Consider the following 15968-nt stretch of genomic DNA (forward strand, 5'->3'; position numbering starts at 1 on the left):
GAATGTGTCGCAACATCCAGATTTCCGGAGACCAGGGGCGTCTCACGTCATCGACACGCCAGCCCGCTGACCAGGCATTGCCCGCTCAAGTTCGAAGAGCCGGTTCGGTGCTCGCCGGTTCGTCGAGGAGGTTGGTGCGGAAGGCGATCCGCTCGTCGTGGTTGCCCATCACCCAGATCACCTGTGCGTCATAGCGTGCCGCCGCGTCTTCGACGATGCGACGGATACGGCGGTAGGCGTCGGGGTCTCCGTTGTCGGCGAGGTCGCCGGTGAGCAGGATGGCCTCGGGCCGTGTGTTCGACTTCGCGAAGGCGTCGAAGAGTGCGGTGAGGTTGGCGTCGCAGTCGACCTCGTTGTACAGCTTGCCATCGGGTCCCACGAAATGGGTGTCGCTGATGTGGAGCAGGTAGTGCTGGGGCTGAGGATAGTTTTCGCCCAACATGGGATGTCTCCTTCGGAGTGTTGATAAGTCCTGTTCTGGTCGAACAAGTCGTTCGTTGGTGGCTGTGTGGTTGCTACTGCTCCACCAGCGTCGTGAGGAGTTCGTCGTGGTCTGCCGTGGTAAAGCCGTGGGCCTCCAGATAGCCGGTGGCCGAGTCGAATTCGGTGATGATTCGGTCGATGGTGGCATCCATGAGTTCGGCCGGGCTGGCCACGAGAGCCTCGTCGGGTATCGAGTAGCCGGCCGCGGCGATGCGCGTGCGCATCGAGTCCAGCCATTCGCCAGACAGGTTGGCCGAGGTCAGGATGTAGTCGTCGACGATGTCGGCGCGATCGACTCCGCAGGCGAGCAGTGCGAGTGCGACGACCACTCCCGTGCGGTCCTTGCCGGCGGTGCAGTGCACCAGAACCGGGGCGCTCGAGGTGGCGATGGCCCGCACCGCACCCGCGAGCGCGACACCACGATTGTCGATCATGTCGCGGTACACCGCCTCGAGGGTGATCGAGGAGTCCGCGGTAGTGGTGGGCCGGCCCGACTCGAAGATCGGTGCTGCCACGACCGTGGGAGTGGTGAATGACGCCGGCTCACCGTGGATCTCGTCGGCGCTGCGCAGGTCGATGATGCGGTTGATACGCAGTGAGGCCAGCGCATCTCGCCCCTGGTCGGTGATGCCGTCGAGAGCATCGGAGCGGAAGAGGGTGTTGCTCCGGATCACCGACTCCCCGGCGTCCAGCGACGGAATGGCACGAAAATTGTAGGTTCCCTCGACGGTGATCGGTGTGAGGAAGTCGGTGTCGGTCACTGGGTTCTCATTTCTACTCAGGTTCGGTGTCGATACTCGGTGTCGATTTATGTACTCAGGGCGATGTCGCAGAATCGGATCGCGGGTGAGTGCTCACTCGGTGACCAATGCCTGTGCCTGCTTCTGGGCTGCCTGCATCGTGGCCTTGGGGTCCTTGCCGTAGTAGACAGAACTTTCCACGGCATCGGAGAAGATCTTCGAGATCTGCGCATAGTTCTTGCCCGGGTAGGCATCCCACGGTTGCAACTTCTGCAGCTGCTCGAGGTTCGGCGTCACCAAGGGATTGGACTTGGCCCAGGCGGCGAGCGGACCGTTGCCCTGGGTCATGCTGTCGCGCAACGGAAGATAGCCGATCTTCGTGGTGATCTGCTCGTAGGCTGTGGGGCTGGTCATGAACTTGATGAACTCCCACGCCGCAGCCTGCTTCTGCGGATCCTTCGACATGATGAACAGTGCCGACCCGGAGTTCGTCGGTGCGGTCGGCTTACCGGCGAACGCCGGCATCGTGGTGTTCTTCAGCTCCCAGCCACCGGCCTTGGCGGCCTTGGCGAAGGTGCTCTGGAGTGCCGAGGTCTGGAGCTGGATCAGCGAATCGCCCTTGGCGAAGGCGGTGTACTGGGCGGTGGCACCCAGATTCTGCAGTACACCGGCGTCGTTGAGCTTGCGCATCTCGCTCACTGCGCCGACCGAGCCGTCGTCACCGAAGGTGACGTCTCGATGATCGGCGCTCACCACCGATCCGCCATCGGATTTGATGATGCCCTGCATACACCAGTCACCGCCGGTGACGGTGCACGACAACGTGATCGCGGGCTTACCGGTCTTCTCCTTGATCTCCCGGCCCACGGTTTCCAGCCCCTCCCAGGTGGACAGATCGGGGTTGGTGATGCCGAGTTTCGCCAGCGCGGTGGCGTTGTACCAGAGGATCGGGGTGGAGAAGACATACGGGATCCCGTAGGTGACAGAGTTCCAGTCGCCGAGTGTCTTGGCGCGGGCGTTGAAGGGGTACTGGCCGCCGAAGTGGTCGGCAACCGCCTTCTCGCCGACCAGCTTGCTGATCGGTTGCGCACCGAGATCGGTGGCGGCATAGCCCAGCGCGTCGAAGGTCAACTGTGCGACGTCGGGGGCCTTACCCGCCAGTGCCTCGGTCTGGACGCTGGACACATAGGAGCTGCTGCTGCTGCCCGTCACCGATGGTGGTTGTCCGTGGACGGTGATGTTGGGGTGCTGCTTCTCGAATGTGGCGATCAAACCGTTGATGGTGTCTGCCCATCCACCGGTCTGGGTGAGGTTGTAGCTCTCGAAGCTGATGTCCACCTTGGTGTTCGGGTCGAGCGGAGTGATCGTGGACGTGTTCGCAGAGCTGGAGGTGGAGGTGGATCCGAGGCCGCAGGCCGCGACGGAGCACACGGCGATCGCGGCTGCTGCGGACGCGAGCCATCGCCGACTGGTCGAGTACATGATTTCTCCTGATCAGAGTGGAGGGAGGAAAGCGATTGGAGGTGGGTCTGATGGGTGCTTCTGGTTTCGCGGCGCGCGGTTTCAGGCGGGGGCGCCGGTGACGGCCGACGGCATACCGTGACGGCTGTCGTCACGGGTCGCGGCGTCGGCGTCGGCTGTGCGGGGGGTGTCGGTCGACCCGGCCGATTCGGGATCGTCGATCCACTCGAGTCGCCGACCGGTCGCGGTGTCGAAGAGATGAATGTTGTCGGCGGATGCGGTCAGTGCGATGGCATCGCCACGGTCGGCGGGGATCATCCGGTCCACCGCGGCGGTCACCGTTGCCGAACCGGTGTGCACGTGCAGGAGTTGATGGCTGCCGAGGTTCTCGACCCGGGTGATCCGGCCCTCGAAGCGAACACCGGAGTCGGTGAACGCGGTGTGGCCGGCCGGTGCGGGAAGCAGATGTTCGGGACGTACACCGATGGTCACGTCGAGAGGTTCGGTGTCGCCGGGGAAGAGCCACCCGGTGATGCCGTCGCCCGAGACGGTCACCCGTGAGTCGAGTGATTCGATCTGTGCGTCAACGAGATTCATCGGCGGTGAGCCGATGAATCCGGCGACGAAGACCGACGCGGGCCGGTCGTAGACCTGTGTTGGTGTGCCCACCTGCTCGATGCGGCCGCTGTTGAGGATCGCGATCTTGGTGGCCATGGTCATGGCCTCCACCTGGTCGTGGGTGACGTAGATGAACGTCGACGCAAGCCGCTGGTGCAGGTCGCTGAGTTCGGTGCGGGTGGCCGTGCGCAGTTTGGCGTCGAGGTTCGACAGCGGCTCGTCCATCAGGTACGCGCCGGGGCGGCGAGCCAGCGCCCTGCCCACGGCCACCCGCTGGCGCTGTCCGCCGGAGAGTTCCTTGGGGCGGCGGTCGAGAAGTCCCTGCAAGCCGAGGGTGGCCGCCACCTCTTCGACTCGGGTTCTGCGCTCCTGCTTGGGCATCCGGATCGTGGCGAGCGGGAACTCGATGTTCTTGGCCACCGTCAGGTGCGGGTAGAGCGCATAACTCTGGAAGACCATGGCGAGATTGCGCTGTGCCGAGGACGTGGTGGTCATGTCGTTGCCGTCGATGAGGATTCGCCCGTCGGTCGGCTCGAGGAGGCCGGCGATCATGCGCAGCAGTGTCGTCTTACCGCATCCGCTCGGGCCGAGCAGGACCACGAAGTCCCCGTCGTCGATGGTCAGCGACACGTTGTCGACAGCGAGATGGCCCGTGAACTGTGCAGACACGTTCACGATGTCGATGCGACTCATGGGGGCTCCTGACTGGGAGGTAGGTCAACCGGAAGTCGAGTGGAATGAAATTCCAGATCGGGTTCCAGTTTGGAATTTCCGTTCCAGTCGATGGTGGAGCCCCATGGTTAACAGCGGTCAAACCGCATGCGACGGGAGATCGCCGGTTGGCGCAACGTCGCCGAAACAGGTGAATTCTCCGGAAGGTCCGACTCTGTCAGTCGCTTTCGCCCGCGTCGTCGTCGGCGAGGAGGTCGATGACCTCACTGGTGACCGCGGATTCGGCCTCCAGCCGCCCGGCGCGGTGCGCTGCAGCGCTCTGCAGCGCGGCGACGAGCACGAACTGTCCGATATTGGCGGCGACAGTTCCGGTGGGCCAGGTCTGGGTCACGTCACCGCAGACGAGCGGGATGTCGGAGATGCGGTGCAGTTTCGAATGGGTGAAGCCGGTGATGGACAACACGGTGGCGCCCGCTTTGGCGGCGACCTCGGCGGTGTGGAGGGTGAGGATGTTGGCTCCGCTGCTGCTGATGCAGAGGCACAGGTCGCCCGGTGTCAGGCTCGCCGCCGTGAGCTGCTGTACCGCGGCGTCCACCGGCGCCTCGGGATGCCAACCGAGAGCGAGGAATCCGATCAGTGCCGATTGTGCCACCGGCGCTGACCCGCCGTTGGCTGCCAGCAGTAGGCGGCGCGCACCGACGAGCGCGTCGACGGCGAGGTCGAAGTTCTCGTAGTCGACCGGTGCCGAGGCGTGGGCGAGTTCCTTGCCGGCCGACTCGAAGACGGCGGGCAACCATACGCGCGGATCGCCGACACCCATGCGCGGGACGGCCTCCGGCGGTGTGGCGGCCACGAGATCGCGCATGAGGTACAGCCGCAGCTGGTGAAAGCCCTTGAACCCCATGCTCTGACATGTGCGGATGACCGTCGCCGCCGAGGTGGCGGTGCGCTCGGCGAGTTCGGCCGCCGAGAGGGTGGACACCTCACGAGGGTTCTCCACCACCTCTCGGGCGACCTTCTGTTCGCTGGGTCCGAGGGAGGGGATCAGCGACTCGACATGCTTGAGCGTGCCACCAGACGGTGGGTCGACACGTGCACGGGCGGCCATGGGCACAGTGTCTACCACGCCAGGGTTGCGATCCGGTCAGTGCGCGCGGTTGCCCGAGAGGATCGTGAGGAGTTCGTAGGCCACATGAGCGGCCGCGATACCGGTGATCTCGGCGTGGTCGTAGGCCGGTGCGACCTCGACGATGTCGGCGCCGACCACGTTCAGCCCGGCCAGTCCGCGCAAGGTGTGCAGCAGTTCGCGACTGGTCAGTCCACCGGCCTCAGGGGTGCCGGTACCCGGTGCGGCGGCGGGGTCGAGGATGTCGATGTCGACCGAGACGTACACCGGTCCGCCGATCAGTCGCCGCCGCATGCGTTCGACGATGCTGCGGGTGCCGTCGACCTCGTAGTCGTCGGAGCGGATGATCGAAAAGCCCAGCCGCTGATCGTCTTCGAGGTCGGTCTTGGAATAGAGCGGCCCGCGGATGCCGATGTGCAGCGACCGTTCCATGTCGATGAGTCCCTCTTCGCTGGCGCGGCGGAAGGGGGTGCCGTGGGTGTAGGGCGCACCGAAGTAGGTGTCCCACGTGTCGAGGTGGGCGTCGAAGTGCAGCACCGCGATTCGCTGCCCGTAGAGCCGGTGCATCGCACGCAGCATCGGCAGTGCGATCGTGTGGTCACCGCCGAGTGCCAATGTGGTGGCGCCGTGTTCGCCGAGCCCGGTGACGGCGGTGTCGATGGTGTCGATGGCCTCGGTGATGGAGAACGGGTTGATACCGAGGTCGCCGCAGTCGGCCACCTGCTGGTTGGCGAACGGGGAGATGTCCATCGACTGGTTGTAGGGGCGCAGCAGTTTCGACGAGGCCCGGATGTGACCCGGCCCGAACCGTGCGCCCGGCCGGTAGCTCACGCCGGTGTCGAAGGGCAGACCGACGATGTGGACGTCGGCATCGCTGACCTGATCGAGGCGGGGCAGCCGCGCGAATGTCGACGGGTCGGCGTAGCGGGGTCGTTCCGCCGCGTTGGCCTGCCCGAGGATCGTGCCCTCGCCGTGGATGAATCCCGGATCGGTCCAGTCGGTCACGCGTGTTCTCCTCGTCAGATGCTTTCCGGCGCGCCTCGCGGCGCGGGCGGGGCCAGACGTCTGATCGGGGAATCGGACATCGAAGCGACCGGACAGGGTGGACCCGCCCGGTAGATTCCATCACGTGATCCGGCTGTGGCGCAGAAACACCGATTACGGCTCGGTGCTGCTCGGCTCGGCTGACGACAGCCCGCTGATCCGTCGTATCCGCGTGCAGGTGCTCATCTCGGTCTCGGTGATCACCGCGAACGCGATCGGCGCGGCGGTGGCGATCGTGTTGGCCGCGATCGGGATCCCGGAGCCGGCGATCCCCGATTCGGCCTGGTGGGTCAGCTACATCGTGTTGCCGATCTACGTCGGTTGCGCATTCGTGCTCGGCATCCTGATCGGTACGATCCGCACCATCCGGCGGCTGCGCTGGGCGTTCAGACCCGGCGCACCGACCACCAGGCAAGCCCGCCAGGCGCTGATCGCACCGCGTTCGCTGATGCTGATGCAGGCCGCCTTCTGGGTCATCGCCACGGCACTGTTCACCACGCTCTACGGAGTCCACGACCCGATCGTGATCCCCAAGGTGCTGCTGGTGGTGGGGCTGTCGGGTGTGGTGGTGTGTGCGATCTCCTACCTGATGACCGAGTTCGCGCTGCGGCCCATCGCCGCCCGTGCGATCAGCGCCGGCTATCCGCTCAAGCGCCGCGCCCGGCTGCGCACCCGGGCGTTCATGTCGTGGCTCGTGGGTTCGGGCATCCCCATCGCCGGAATGTTCCTCGCGGCGATCTTTGGTGCCTTCCGGGATCAGACATCCAAACTCGACATCTTCATCGCGGTCACGGTGCTCTCGGGGATCGCCGCGCTGACCGGGATGCTGCTCACCTGGCTGAACTCCGACGGCGTGGTCGCCCCCATCCGGTCGGTCCGGTGGGGGATGGGGCGGGTGCGCGACGGGGACGACGACGTGCGCGTGGTCGTCTTCGACGGCAGCGAGCTCGGTGAGCTGCAGGTCGGGTTCAACTCGATGGTGCAGGGGCTCTCCGAGCGCGAGCGACTTCGCGACCTCTTCGGTCGCCATGTGGGGCGTGAGGTGGCCGAGGCCGCGGTGTCGGGGAACTTCGAACTCGGTGGCGCCGAACGACGCGTCGCGGTGGTGTTCGTCGACGTCATCGGCTCGACCACCCTTGCGGCGCAACGCAGTCCGACCGAGGTGGTCGACGTGCTCAACTCGTTCTTCGAGGTGATCGTCACCGAGGTGGAACGCCACCGCGGACTGGTCAACAAGTTCGAGGGCGATGCGGTGCTCGCGGTGTTCGGCGCGCCGATCGCCATCGATGACTCCTCGGGTCAGGCGCTGAGAGCATCGGCGGAGATCTCCAGGCGCCTGCGCGCCGAGGTTCCCGAGATCAGCGCCGGCGTCGGCGTCAGCTACGGCGTGGTGGTGGCCGGCAACGTCGGTGCCGTGCAGCGTTTCGAGTACACCGTGATCGGCGACCCGGTGAACGAGGCCGCACGGCTGTCGGAGCTGGCCAAACGCGATCCCGAGGTGCCGTTGGCATCGGGGACCGCGGTCGATGCCGCCTCGCGCGAGGTCGCGGTGCGCTGGCGACCCGACGGCGAGATCGTGCTGCGCGGGCGCACCGCACCGACCGTCGTCTGCGTACCGGTGGAGACCACGAACGGATCCGATGAGCACGAATCCGATCGATCTGAGGGAGAGGTGGCCGAGGACATGTCACCCACTGAAGCGGGGTACAGCGCGTGAGTGTGCACGTCGACGCCGCACTCGACGTCGCCGAACGGGTGCTCGCTCCCGACGCCGCCCGGGTGGATGCCGAGGGCGTGATCCCGCAGGCGCACCTCGAGGCGATCGCCCGGGCCGGCCTCTACGGGGTCGCCGCCACCGCGGGACCGGCCGAGATGGGGCTGATCGGGGAGATTCTGGTCTCCGGCTGCCTGGCCACGGGTTTCGTCTGGGCGCAGCATCACGGCGTGCTCACCGCGGTGATGCGGGCCGGGGATGACGCGCTGGCCGAGCAGCTGGTCCGCGGCACCCGCATCGCCGGGGTCAGCTTCTCCGGGCTCTCCTCACACGGGCACACCGTGCGCGCCGAGCCGGTGGCGGGCGGTCACCGGCTGACCGGCCGATCGGTGTTCCTCACCGGCTGGGGGATCGTCGATCTCCTCGGTATCTGGGCTCATGACCCCGACACGGGCAGCGCGTCGATGTTCCTGATCGACCGGCCGGAGATGCTGCACGGTGCGGATGCCACACCGCTGCCGCTGATCGCCGGACAGGGCAGCAACACGGTGGCCGTCGCCTGGGATGCGGTGGTCGGGGGCGAGCCGATCGCGCGGGTCCTCGACGATCACCGGTCGCCGAGCGCGGCCGCCGGGATCCGCATCAACGCGGCACTGGCGCTGGGCGTGTGCCGGGCCGCGATCCGGGAACTGGTCGCACTGGGGGCATCGGCTGAGGCCGCGCACGCCCAGGATCAGCTCGACGCGCTGCGCGCCGAGTTCGACGCGGTGGTCGAGGGCGGTACCCCGGCAGGCGGGGCATCGGAGGTGACCACATCGCAGGCCGCCGCTAGCGATGCCGCGCTCTACCGACTGCGCGGGCAGGGTGCGCTGCTGGCACTGCGACTGGCCGCCGGTGTCACCGCGGTCACCGGGAGCAGGTCGGTGCTGCGCGGATCGGCGGCCGAACGGCTGCTGCGCGAGGCGCAGTTCGCCGCGGTCAGCGCCAACCGGCCGGCCATCGGCGATGCCACGCTGCGCGGACTGTCGCTGCGCACCGACTGAGGCCCCTCCCGAGGCCCTCCCGACGCCCTCCCGACCTCATCGGATCACCCCGGCGCTCACCCCTCGCCGATCGACTTGCGGTCCGACAACCCCTCCGCGAGGTCGAGATCGCGCAGCACCCGCCGCAACACCTCGTCATCGATACGGCCGTTGTCACGTTCGTTGACGAACACCTCGCGCTGCGTCTGGACCAGGGCGGTACGCATCCGGTTGAACGCCTGTCCGGGGCTCTCGCCGATCTCGTCGGCGCCGCGACCGAGTTCCTCCCATGCGAGGTTCTTGCGGGAGGCGATCCACTTGCGCAACACCTCGATCTGGCTCTTGCGCGGATCGTCGTCGCCGATCTTCGCGTCGAACTCGTCGAGACGTTTGTCGGCGGCCTTGGCCGCGCGGTCCTGCGCGGCGGCCAGCGAGATGAGGTCCTTGCGCCAGTCGTCGCCGCGGACACCGAGTGCGCGGATCACCCACGGCAGGGTGGTGCCCTGCAACAGCAGCGTGCCCACCACCACCACGAAGGCGAGGAACACGATCTCGTCGCGCGCCGGGAAATCGTGGCCGTTGACGATCAGCGGCACCGAGAATGCGGCGGCCAGCGTCACCACGCCGCGCATCCCCGACCACGACAGCACCGTCACCTCATTGGCGGTGAGCGCGTCCTGCTTCGAGTCCTGCTGCAGGCCGAGTCGCTTCTTGACCGCCCGCCGGGTGTAGGTCGCCACGAACAACCAGACGAATCTCGAGACGATCACCACCGCGAACACGGCCACCGCCGCGATGGTCAGCACGCCGGGTTCGTGGCCGCGCAGACTGCGTGCGACGTCGGGCAGCTGCAGACCGATGAGCAGGAACACGAACGACTCCAGCAGCACCTCCACCGACCGCCACACCGCATTGTCGGCCATCCGGGTCGCATACCCGGCTCGCGCCGACCGCTGGCCCAGGTACAGACCCGCCGTCACCACCGCGATCACGCCGGAGGTGTTCAATTCCTCGGCGAGCAGATAGATCCCGAAGGGAACCACGAGTCCGATCGCGGTCTCCATCGGCGGATCGTCGAGGATTCGCCGGATCCAGGCGACCACGAATGCCACCGCCAGACCCACGAGCAGCCCGCCGACCAGCGCCTCGGCGAACAACAGCAGCCCTGACCATGCCGACGCCGCGGTCCCGACCACCGCGGCCAGTGCGATACGCAGCGCGGTGAGCGAGGTGGCGTCGTTGAGCAGACTCTCCCCGCCCAGCAGCGTGGTCACCCGCCGCGGCAGTCCCACCCGCCGGGCGATCGCCTGCGCGGAGACGGCATCGGGTGGAGCGACCACCGCACCGAGTACGAATGCTGCAGGCCATGTCATCTCGGGCACGCAGTAGTAGGCCACAACCGCCACGCACACCGTGGTGAACAGTGGCAGGCCGATGGCCATCGAGGAGATCGGTCCCATGTTGCGCCGGAAGGCGACATAGGAGCTGTCGAGCGCCGCGGAGTACAGCAGCGGCGGCAGGATGATGAACAGCACCACGTCGGGGTCGAGGGTGAAGTCGGGCAGCCCCGGGATCCATCCGACGACGAATCCCACGAGGACGAGAACCAGCGGCGCGAGCAGACCGAACCGGCGTGCGGCCGCCCCGACGAGCAGCGCCATGACGGCCACCACGAGGAAAGTGATCGTCACTTCGCTGATTCTCCTCTCGCTCTGTGTCGTGCCAATCCTGTGTCGCAGTCGTCGGCGCAGCGCGGCTGTACGCGATGATGGATCAGATGAGACTTCCACGCCGATCCGCGATGCACCGGCTGATCCCGCGACGTGAGGCGCGCGACACGGCCCTTGCGACATGCGACGACCTGTCCGCAGCACCCACCGATCCAGCCGACGATCCGCCCGCCGACGAGGATCCTGACGATCTGACCTACTGCCGCGACTGTCGTGCGATAGGCGAACACAACTGGGCCCACCTGCGCAAATGCCTGACATGCGGTCATGTCGCGTGTTGCGATTCCAGCCCCCGTAAGCATGCCACCGCCCACTTTCATGCCAGCAACCATCCGGTGATGCGATCGGCGGAACCGGAAGAGACATGGCGTTGGTGCTATGTCCACGAACTGATCGGCTGACCTGCTCGGTAGCGTGTCACCTATGACGGCTCCCCGTGCACCGCGCATACCGCAGCGCCTCGGTACCCCACTCTCGCCCAGCGCCACGCGGGTGCTGCTGCTCGGCAGCGGCGAACTCGGCAAAGAACTCGTCATCGCCTTCCAGCGACTCGGCGTGGAGGTCATCGCCGTCGATCGCTATCCCGACGCCCCCGGCCACCAGGTTGCCCATCACGCACATGTGATCGACATGACCGATCGTGAGGCGATCCTCGACCTCGTGGAGCGGTACCGACCGCATTTCGTGGTGCCCGAGATCGAGGCGATCGCGACCGACGCGCTCGTGGAGGTGGAGAGGCGCGGTCTGGCCGAGGTGATCCCGACCGCCCGCGCGACGGTGTTGACGATGAACCGCGAAGGCATTCGACGACTCGCCGACGAGGAGCTCGGTCTGCCGACCTCGCCGTACGCCTTCGCCGACTCGGTCGACGAACTCGAAGCAGCCGCCCGCCAGATCGGTTTCCCCTGCGTGGTCAAGCCGGTGATGAGTTCCTCGGGCAAGGGACAGTCGGTGGTCAAACGCCCCGAGGACATCCCGACCGCATGGGACACTGCGATCACCGGCGGCCGCGTGTCCGGTGAACGGGTGATCGTCGAGGGCTTCGTGGACTTCGACTACGAGATCACATTGCTCACCGTGCGTGCCGTCGACCCGGCAACCGGCAAACTCACCACACATTTCTGTGCCCCGATCGGCCATGTGCAGGATCGTGGCGACTATGTGGAGAGCTGGCAGCCGCAGCCGATGGATCCGGACGCACTCGGCGCAGCGACGTCAGTCGCGGCGCGCATCGTCACCGCGCTCGGTGACGGTGGACTCGGTGGACGAGGCATCTTCGGCGTGGAGATGTTCGTCAAGGGCGGCGATGTGTACTTCTCCGAGGTGAGCCCGCGCCCCCACGACACCGGCATGGTCACCATGGCCACGCAGCGGCTCTCGGAGTTCGAGATGCACGCTCGCGCGATCCTCGGGCTCCCCGTCGATGTCACGCTCGCCAGCCCCGGCGCTTCGGCGGTGATCTTCGGACGGCTCGACGAGCCGGGTATCGCCTTCGAGAACGTCGCCGACGCACTTGCGGTGCCCGAGAGCGACATTCGGCTGTTCGGCAAGCCAGAGAGTTATGCCCGTCGCCGGATGGGTGTTGCGCTCGCGACTGCCGATGACGTGGAAACCGCGCGGGAACGGGCCAAGGAGGCCGCCGGTCGGGTGACGCCGGTGTCGGGTCGCCCACGCCGGCCCGACCCCGCACCGCGATCCGACCCCGCACCGCGACCTGACCCCGACGCGACCACCTATCTCCCGTCGAACGGTCGCAGCCAGGCCGAACGGAGCTCCGGCGAAGGACGCCAGGAGAGCGCAACCTGACCGGGACTCACACCTAGGTCAGGCCGCCCAGTGCCTCGACGGCTTCCGCGTCACAGGCCGGAAGGTCACAGATTCGAACACAGTGGTCCGATCCAGTCGTTGCGCTCGGAGAAGCCGTACCAGCCGGCCGCGAACACGACCACGCAAACGAGCGCCACGACGACTGCGGACAGGCGTGCCCACCGACGTGTCGAGATCGAGAACGCGAGCACCGACGAGATGAGGCCGATTCCGGCCAGCAGCATTGTCACCCAGAAGTATTGGGCGATTGCCAGCGGTAAGTGGGCGTGGCATGTCTGCTTCAGCTCGTTCTTCACCGCGATTCCGGCGCCGATCTGCACCGCATAGAGCACGCTGGCCGCGAGAGTGGCGCCCGCGGCCACGATCCACACGCTCACGGTTCGCTCGCGGTGTCGTGTCACTACCACGTCATCACCTGAAATGCCGTCATCTCCTGCCACGCATACTTCCTTGCCGACTTTCCCTGCCGCGCTGTGGTCTACCACGTCTGTGGCGGGCGAACGACGACGACACCGTTACTGTGGTGATTCCCCTCGGGAAAGGCGGGTTCAAACCGATGTGAGCAATACCCTCGTTCGCGTGGAACAGGGCGCCCTTGCGTCGTACGTTTGACCGGTGACAGCTACCCTGCGCAGACTCGTCGGTCTTGTCGTCGTCGGAATCGTGATGACCTGTGGTGTTGCGACCTCAACACTGGTATCGGGGGCAATCGTCTCCGGAACAGCCAGTGCGACAACGACTCCCGGCCGCGGTGCTGGCAGTGTCACCGAGGCCTATCTCACCGGGGCGACGCCGGGCGCGCGCGTGACGCTGCGCGACGGGACAGGCAGTCAGGTGGGGTCGGGTACGGTCGACCGCCTCGGGTCGTTGATCGTTCGAGATCTGACCCCGGGGCCCGGATTCCACTTCGACGTCAATGGTGTTGCCGGGAACAGCTTCTCGGTGCTCGACCGGTCTGGGTCGAGTGCACCGGCCTCGCTCTACCGCGACCAGCACCTGCATCCGGGCCTGAACTACATTCGGATGCGCGACGGCATCACGCTGGCCGCGACGGTACATCTCCCGCTGGGCAAAACCGCCGCCGACGGGCCGTTCCCCACGGTCATCGAATACTCCGGCTATCAGACCGCCGCGCCAGGCAACTTCTATCTCGGGGCCGCGGCGCAGGTGGCCAAACATCCCGACCCACTGGCCCCGGCCATCAGCACGGTGCTCGGCGGTGTGCTCGCGCCGGCGGCCGGATTCGCCTCGGTGAGTGTTCAGATGCGCGGGAGTGGTTGTTCGGGAGGTGCTTTCGACATCTTCGACTGGCCGACCATCCTCGACGGCTACGACGCGATCGAGACCGTTGCGGCGCAGCCGTGGGTCGCCGGTCACCGCGTGGGTATGGTTGGGATCTCCTTCTCGGCCATCTCGCAGTGGGCCGTCGCCGGCATGCATCCGCCGCATCTGGCCGCGATCGCTCCGCTGTCGACCACCGACGATCTCTACTCCACCGGCTATCCCGGCGGGATCCTCAACACCGGCTTCGCCAACACCTGGCTGACCGAACGTCAGGCCGACGCCCGCCCGGCCCCCGGCGGTGGCCAGCCGTACGCGAAAGCATTGGTGGCACAGGGTGACAAGCAGTGTGCGGTCAACCAGCAGCTGCGGCTGCAGACACCGGACCTGCTCGGCATGATCGAGGACAACCCCACCCGCAACATCGGTGTGTACGAGCATCGTTCGCCGCAGTACTGGGCCTCCAAGGTGAATGTTCCGGTGTTCCTGGCCGGGGCGCTGCAGGACGAACAGGTGGGGTCGCAGTGGACCAACCTGATCGGAGCACTGAAGGGCAACCCGAACGTATGGGTCAAGATGATCAACGGAGCGCATTTCGACTCGCTCGCGCCGCAGATCCTCGGCCCGTGGAACGAATTCCTCAATCTGTTCGTCGCACACCGTATCCCACCGAAATCCCCGGCACTCGAGGCGCACGGACCCGCGCTCTATCTGGCGACCACGTCGGGTCTGGGGCAGCCGGTGAACAGTTCGCGCTTCGCTGATGCGCCGTCATATCAGGCTGCACTCAACGGATTTCGTCGCGACGGCCGGGTGCAGGTGTTCTTCGGCAACGGTACCGGCTCGGCTGGCGTGGGCGGTATGTCGGCGCCGTGGTGGCGCAGTTATGACGCCTGGCCGCCGTCGAATTCGACGCAGACGCGGCTGAGTTTCGGGACCGGCGGAGCGTTGTCCTCGCAGGCGGGTGCCGCCGCACAGGTGAGTTTCCGGCCCGACCCGGCGGCGCGACCGGCTGGCACGCTGAACGTGACCGGCCCGTCGCAGCTCCCCTGGAAGGGCACACCGCCCTATGACTGGGCGCCGGTGCCCGGACATGCCGGGGTCAGCTTCGTGACCGCACCGCAGGCTCGCGATGCCGTGGTGATCGGGCAGGGGGCCGTCGCGCTGAAGCTACACAGCAGTGCGCCGGTCACCGATCTGCAGGCGACGATCAGCGAGGTCCGCCCCGACGGCAAGGAGACTTTCGTGGCGTCGGGTCTGCTGCGGGCACGAGTGGGACATCAGGCGCCCGGACAGTTCACCGACGTTGCGATCCCGCTCGACCCGATCGGCTATGCCTTCCGCGCGGGCTCGCGTATACGGGTGACCATCACAGCCCCCGGCGGCGACCGCACCTCGTGGCGGTTCGCGACGCCCGCGACCGGTGGTCAAGTGGTCGACACCCTCGCACTGGGTACGGGTGGGTCGGCACTGGTGCTGCCGGTGGTCGACGGTCAGCGCGCCGGCACACCGTTGCCGAGCTGTGTGGGTGTGCGCGGTCAGCCCTGCCGCACCTATGTGCGGACGTTCAACGGGGGATGACGGTCGGGCCGCTGCCTGAGTGCTCGCGTCGTTGTCGGTGCTCGCCTCTACGGTGACGGTGCGCCATACCTGCACACTCAGACCAGACCGTCCGCACCGAGAGGACTCCGCCATGGCCGGTTTCTACACGTCGCAGTCACTGTCGGTCGATGTCGGTGACGACCCGATGAAAGAGGACCTGCTCCTGCTGCTCGCCGATCAGCGGGCGCTACTCGAGATCGCCGTGGCCGGCGTCGACGAGGAGCAGGCACGCACGCGCACCACCGTCAGCGAGCTGACGCTGGGTGGGATCGTCAAACACCTCGCACACGGCGAACTCGACACTGCCGACATGATCGCCGACCCGGATCCGGATGCGCAGTTCGACCTCTCCCGACTCGACGACGAGTACACCCTCGGAGAATCGGAGACGTGGGCTGCGACGCTCGATGAGTATGCGGCGGCCACAAGGAGATTCGAGGAGGTGATCGCTGCGGCCCCGCTCGATGCGATGATCCCGCAGCCGATCGCCCCGTGGGCACCCGAGCGGGTGTGGTGGTCGGTGCACCGGCTACTGGCCAATCGCATCCGGGAGACGGCACACCACTGCGGCCATGCCGACATCATCCGGGAGGCACTCGATGGTCAGACCACGATGGGTGTGCTGTCCTCGGGGCTGTCGTTCTGAGC

Annotated in this window: 14 protein-coding genes; 6 read left to right on the top strand and 8 right to left on the bottom strand. The window is 66.8% G+C overall.

Annotated elements, in window-relative coordinates; all coding sequences use genetic code 11:
• Positions 1-85: 85 nt before the first annotated feature.
• The 6 genes from IEW22_RS14120 to speB all read right to left on the bottom strand — a co-directional run bounded on the left by IEW22_RS14120 (position 86) and on the right by speB (position 6078).
• Positions 86-442 carry a metallophosphoesterase gene (locus IEW22_RS14120; RefSeq protein WP_188587261.1) on the bottom strand — a complete coding sequence of 119 codons (357 nt, stop codon included), beginning with the start codon at positions 440-442 and terminating at the stop codon, positions 86-88.
• Positions 443-515: 73 nt separating this feature from the next.
• Complete coding sequence (locus IEW22_RS14125; protein ID WP_188587262.1) at positions 516-1244, bottom strand: tyrosine-protein phosphatase; 729 nt, start codon at positions 1242-1244, stop codon at positions 516-518.
• A gap of 93 nt (positions 1245-1337) precedes the next feature.
• A complete protein-coding gene (locus IEW22_RS14130; RefSeq protein WP_188587263.1) occupies positions 1338-2705 on the bottom strand; it encodes an extracellular solute-binding protein in 1368 nt (455 codons plus the stop codon).
• 81 nt (positions 2706-2786) lie between these two features.
• On the bottom strand, positions 2787-3995 hold the full coding sequence (locus tag IEW22_RS14135) for an ABC transporter ATP-binding protein (RefSeq protein WP_188587264.1): 1209 nt from the start codon (positions 3993-3995) through the stop codon (positions 2787-2789).
• Positions 3996-4191: 196 nt separating this feature from the next.
• Positions 4192-5082: a MurR/RpiR family transcriptional regulator gene (locus IEW22_RS14140; RefSeq protein WP_188587265.1), complete on the bottom strand. Its 891-nt coding sequence runs from the start codon at positions 5080-5082 to the stop codon at positions 4192-4194.
• 36 nt (positions 5083-5118) lie between these two features.
• A complete protein-coding gene (speB, locus tag IEW22_RS14145; RefSeq protein ID WP_188587307.1) occupies positions 5119-6078 on the bottom strand; it encodes an agmatinase in 960 nt (319 codons plus the stop codon).
• Positions 6079-6232: 154 nt separating this feature from the next.
• Between speB and IEW22_RS14150 the strand changes: the two genes are divergently transcribed.
• Positions 6233-7861 carry an adenylate/guanylate cyclase domain-containing protein gene (locus IEW22_RS14150; protein ID WP_188587308.1) on the top strand — a complete coding sequence of 543 codons (1629 nt, stop codon included), beginning with the start codon at positions 6233-6235 and terminating at the stop codon, positions 7859-7861.
• Positions 7858-8901, top strand: coding sequence for an acyl-CoA dehydrogenase family protein (locus tag IEW22_RS14155; protein ID WP_188587266.1), 1044 nt, complete (start codon positions 7858-7860; stop codon positions 8899-8901). The genes IEW22_RS14150 and IEW22_RS14155 overlap by 4 nt, the downstream gene beginning before the upstream one ends.
• Before the next feature lie 56 nt (positions 8902-8957).
• Here IEW22_RS14155 and IEW22_RS14160 read toward each other — a convergent pair whose 3' ends face one another.
• The gene (locus IEW22_RS14160; RefSeq protein ID WP_188587267.1) at positions 8958-10571 is read right to left on the bottom strand and encodes a Na+/H+ antiporter; all 1614 of its coding nucleotides are present in this window, start codon (positions 10569-10571) and stop codon (positions 8958-8960) included.
• 110 nt (positions 10572-10681) lie between these two features.
• Between IEW22_RS14160 and IEW22_RS14165 the strand changes: the two genes are divergently transcribed.
• Positions 10682-11011, top strand: a complete 330-nt coding sequence (locus IEW22_RS14165; protein ID WP_229742676.1) for a UBP-type zinc finger domain-containing protein — start codon at positions 10682-10684, stop codon at positions 11009-11011.
• A 22-nt stretch (positions 11012-11033) separates the two neighbouring features.
• The gene (gene purT, locus IEW22_RS14170; RefSeq protein WP_188587269.1) at positions 11034-12416 is read left to right on the top strand and encodes a formate-dependent phosphoribosylglycinamide formyltransferase; all 1383 of its coding nucleotides are present in this window, start codon (positions 11034-11036) and stop codon (positions 12414-12416) included.
• 65 nt (positions 12417-12481) lie between these two features.
• Here the strand turns inward: purT and IEW22_RS14175 are convergent, their stop codons facing one another.
• Positions 12482-12814: a hypothetical protein gene (locus IEW22_RS14175; protein WP_188587270.1), complete on the bottom strand. Its 333-nt coding sequence runs from the start codon at positions 12812-12814 to the stop codon at positions 12482-12484.
• Positions 12815-13052: 238 nt separating this feature from the next.
• On the opposite strand from IEW22_RS14175, the gene IEW22_RS14180 reads away from it, so the two are divergent.
• Both IEW22_RS14180 and IEW22_RS14185 read left to right on the top strand, forming a co-directional pair.
• Positions 13053-15299: a CocE/NonD family hydrolase gene (locus IEW22_RS14180; protein ID WP_229742685.1), complete on the top strand. Its 2247-nt coding sequence runs from the start codon at positions 13053-13055 to the stop codon at positions 15297-15299.
• Between the two features lie 112 nt (positions 15300-15411).
• A complete protein-coding gene (locus tag IEW22_RS14185; RefSeq protein WP_188587271.1) occupies positions 15412-15966 on the top strand; it encodes a DinB family protein in 555 nt (184 codons plus the stop codon).
• Positions 15967-15968 lie beyond the last annotated feature (2 nt).

This window comes from Gordonia jinhuaensis, from assembly GCF_014639795.1.
GTDB lineage: Bacteria > Actinomycetota > Actinomycetes > Mycobacteriales > Mycobacteriaceae > Gordonia_B > Gordonia_B jinhuaensis.

Excerpts from the sequence above, each read along its gene's own strand:
- IEW22_RS14120 (WP_188587261.1), bottom strand. The coding sequence starts at position 442 with ATGTTGGGCGAAAACTATCCTCAGCCCCAGCACTACCTGCTCCACATC.
- IEW22_RS14130 (WP_188587263.1), bottom strand. The coding sequence starts at position 2,705 with ATGTACTCGACCAGTCGGCGATGGCTCGCGTCCGCAGCAGCCGCGATC.
- IEW22_RS14135 (WP_188587264.1), bottom strand. The coding sequence starts at position 3,995 with ATGAGTCGCATCGACATCGTGAACGTGTCTGCACAGTTCACGGGCCAT.
- IEW22_RS14140 (WP_188587265.1), bottom strand. The coding sequence starts at position 5,082 with ATGGCCGCCCGTGCACGTGTCGACCCACCGTCTGGTGGCACGCTCAAG.
- IEW22_RS14165 (WP_229742676.1), top strand. The coding sequence starts at position 10,682 with ATGCACCGGCTGATCCCGCGACGTGAGGCGCGCGACACGGCCCTTGCG.
- purT (WP_188587269.1), top strand. The coding sequence starts at position 11,034 with ATGACGGCTCCCCGTGCACCGCGCATACCGCAGCGCCTCGGTACCCCA.
- IEW22_RS14185 (WP_188587271.1), top strand. The coding sequence starts at position 15,412 with ATGGCCGGTTTCTACACGTCGCAGTCACTGTCGGTCGATGTCGGTGAC.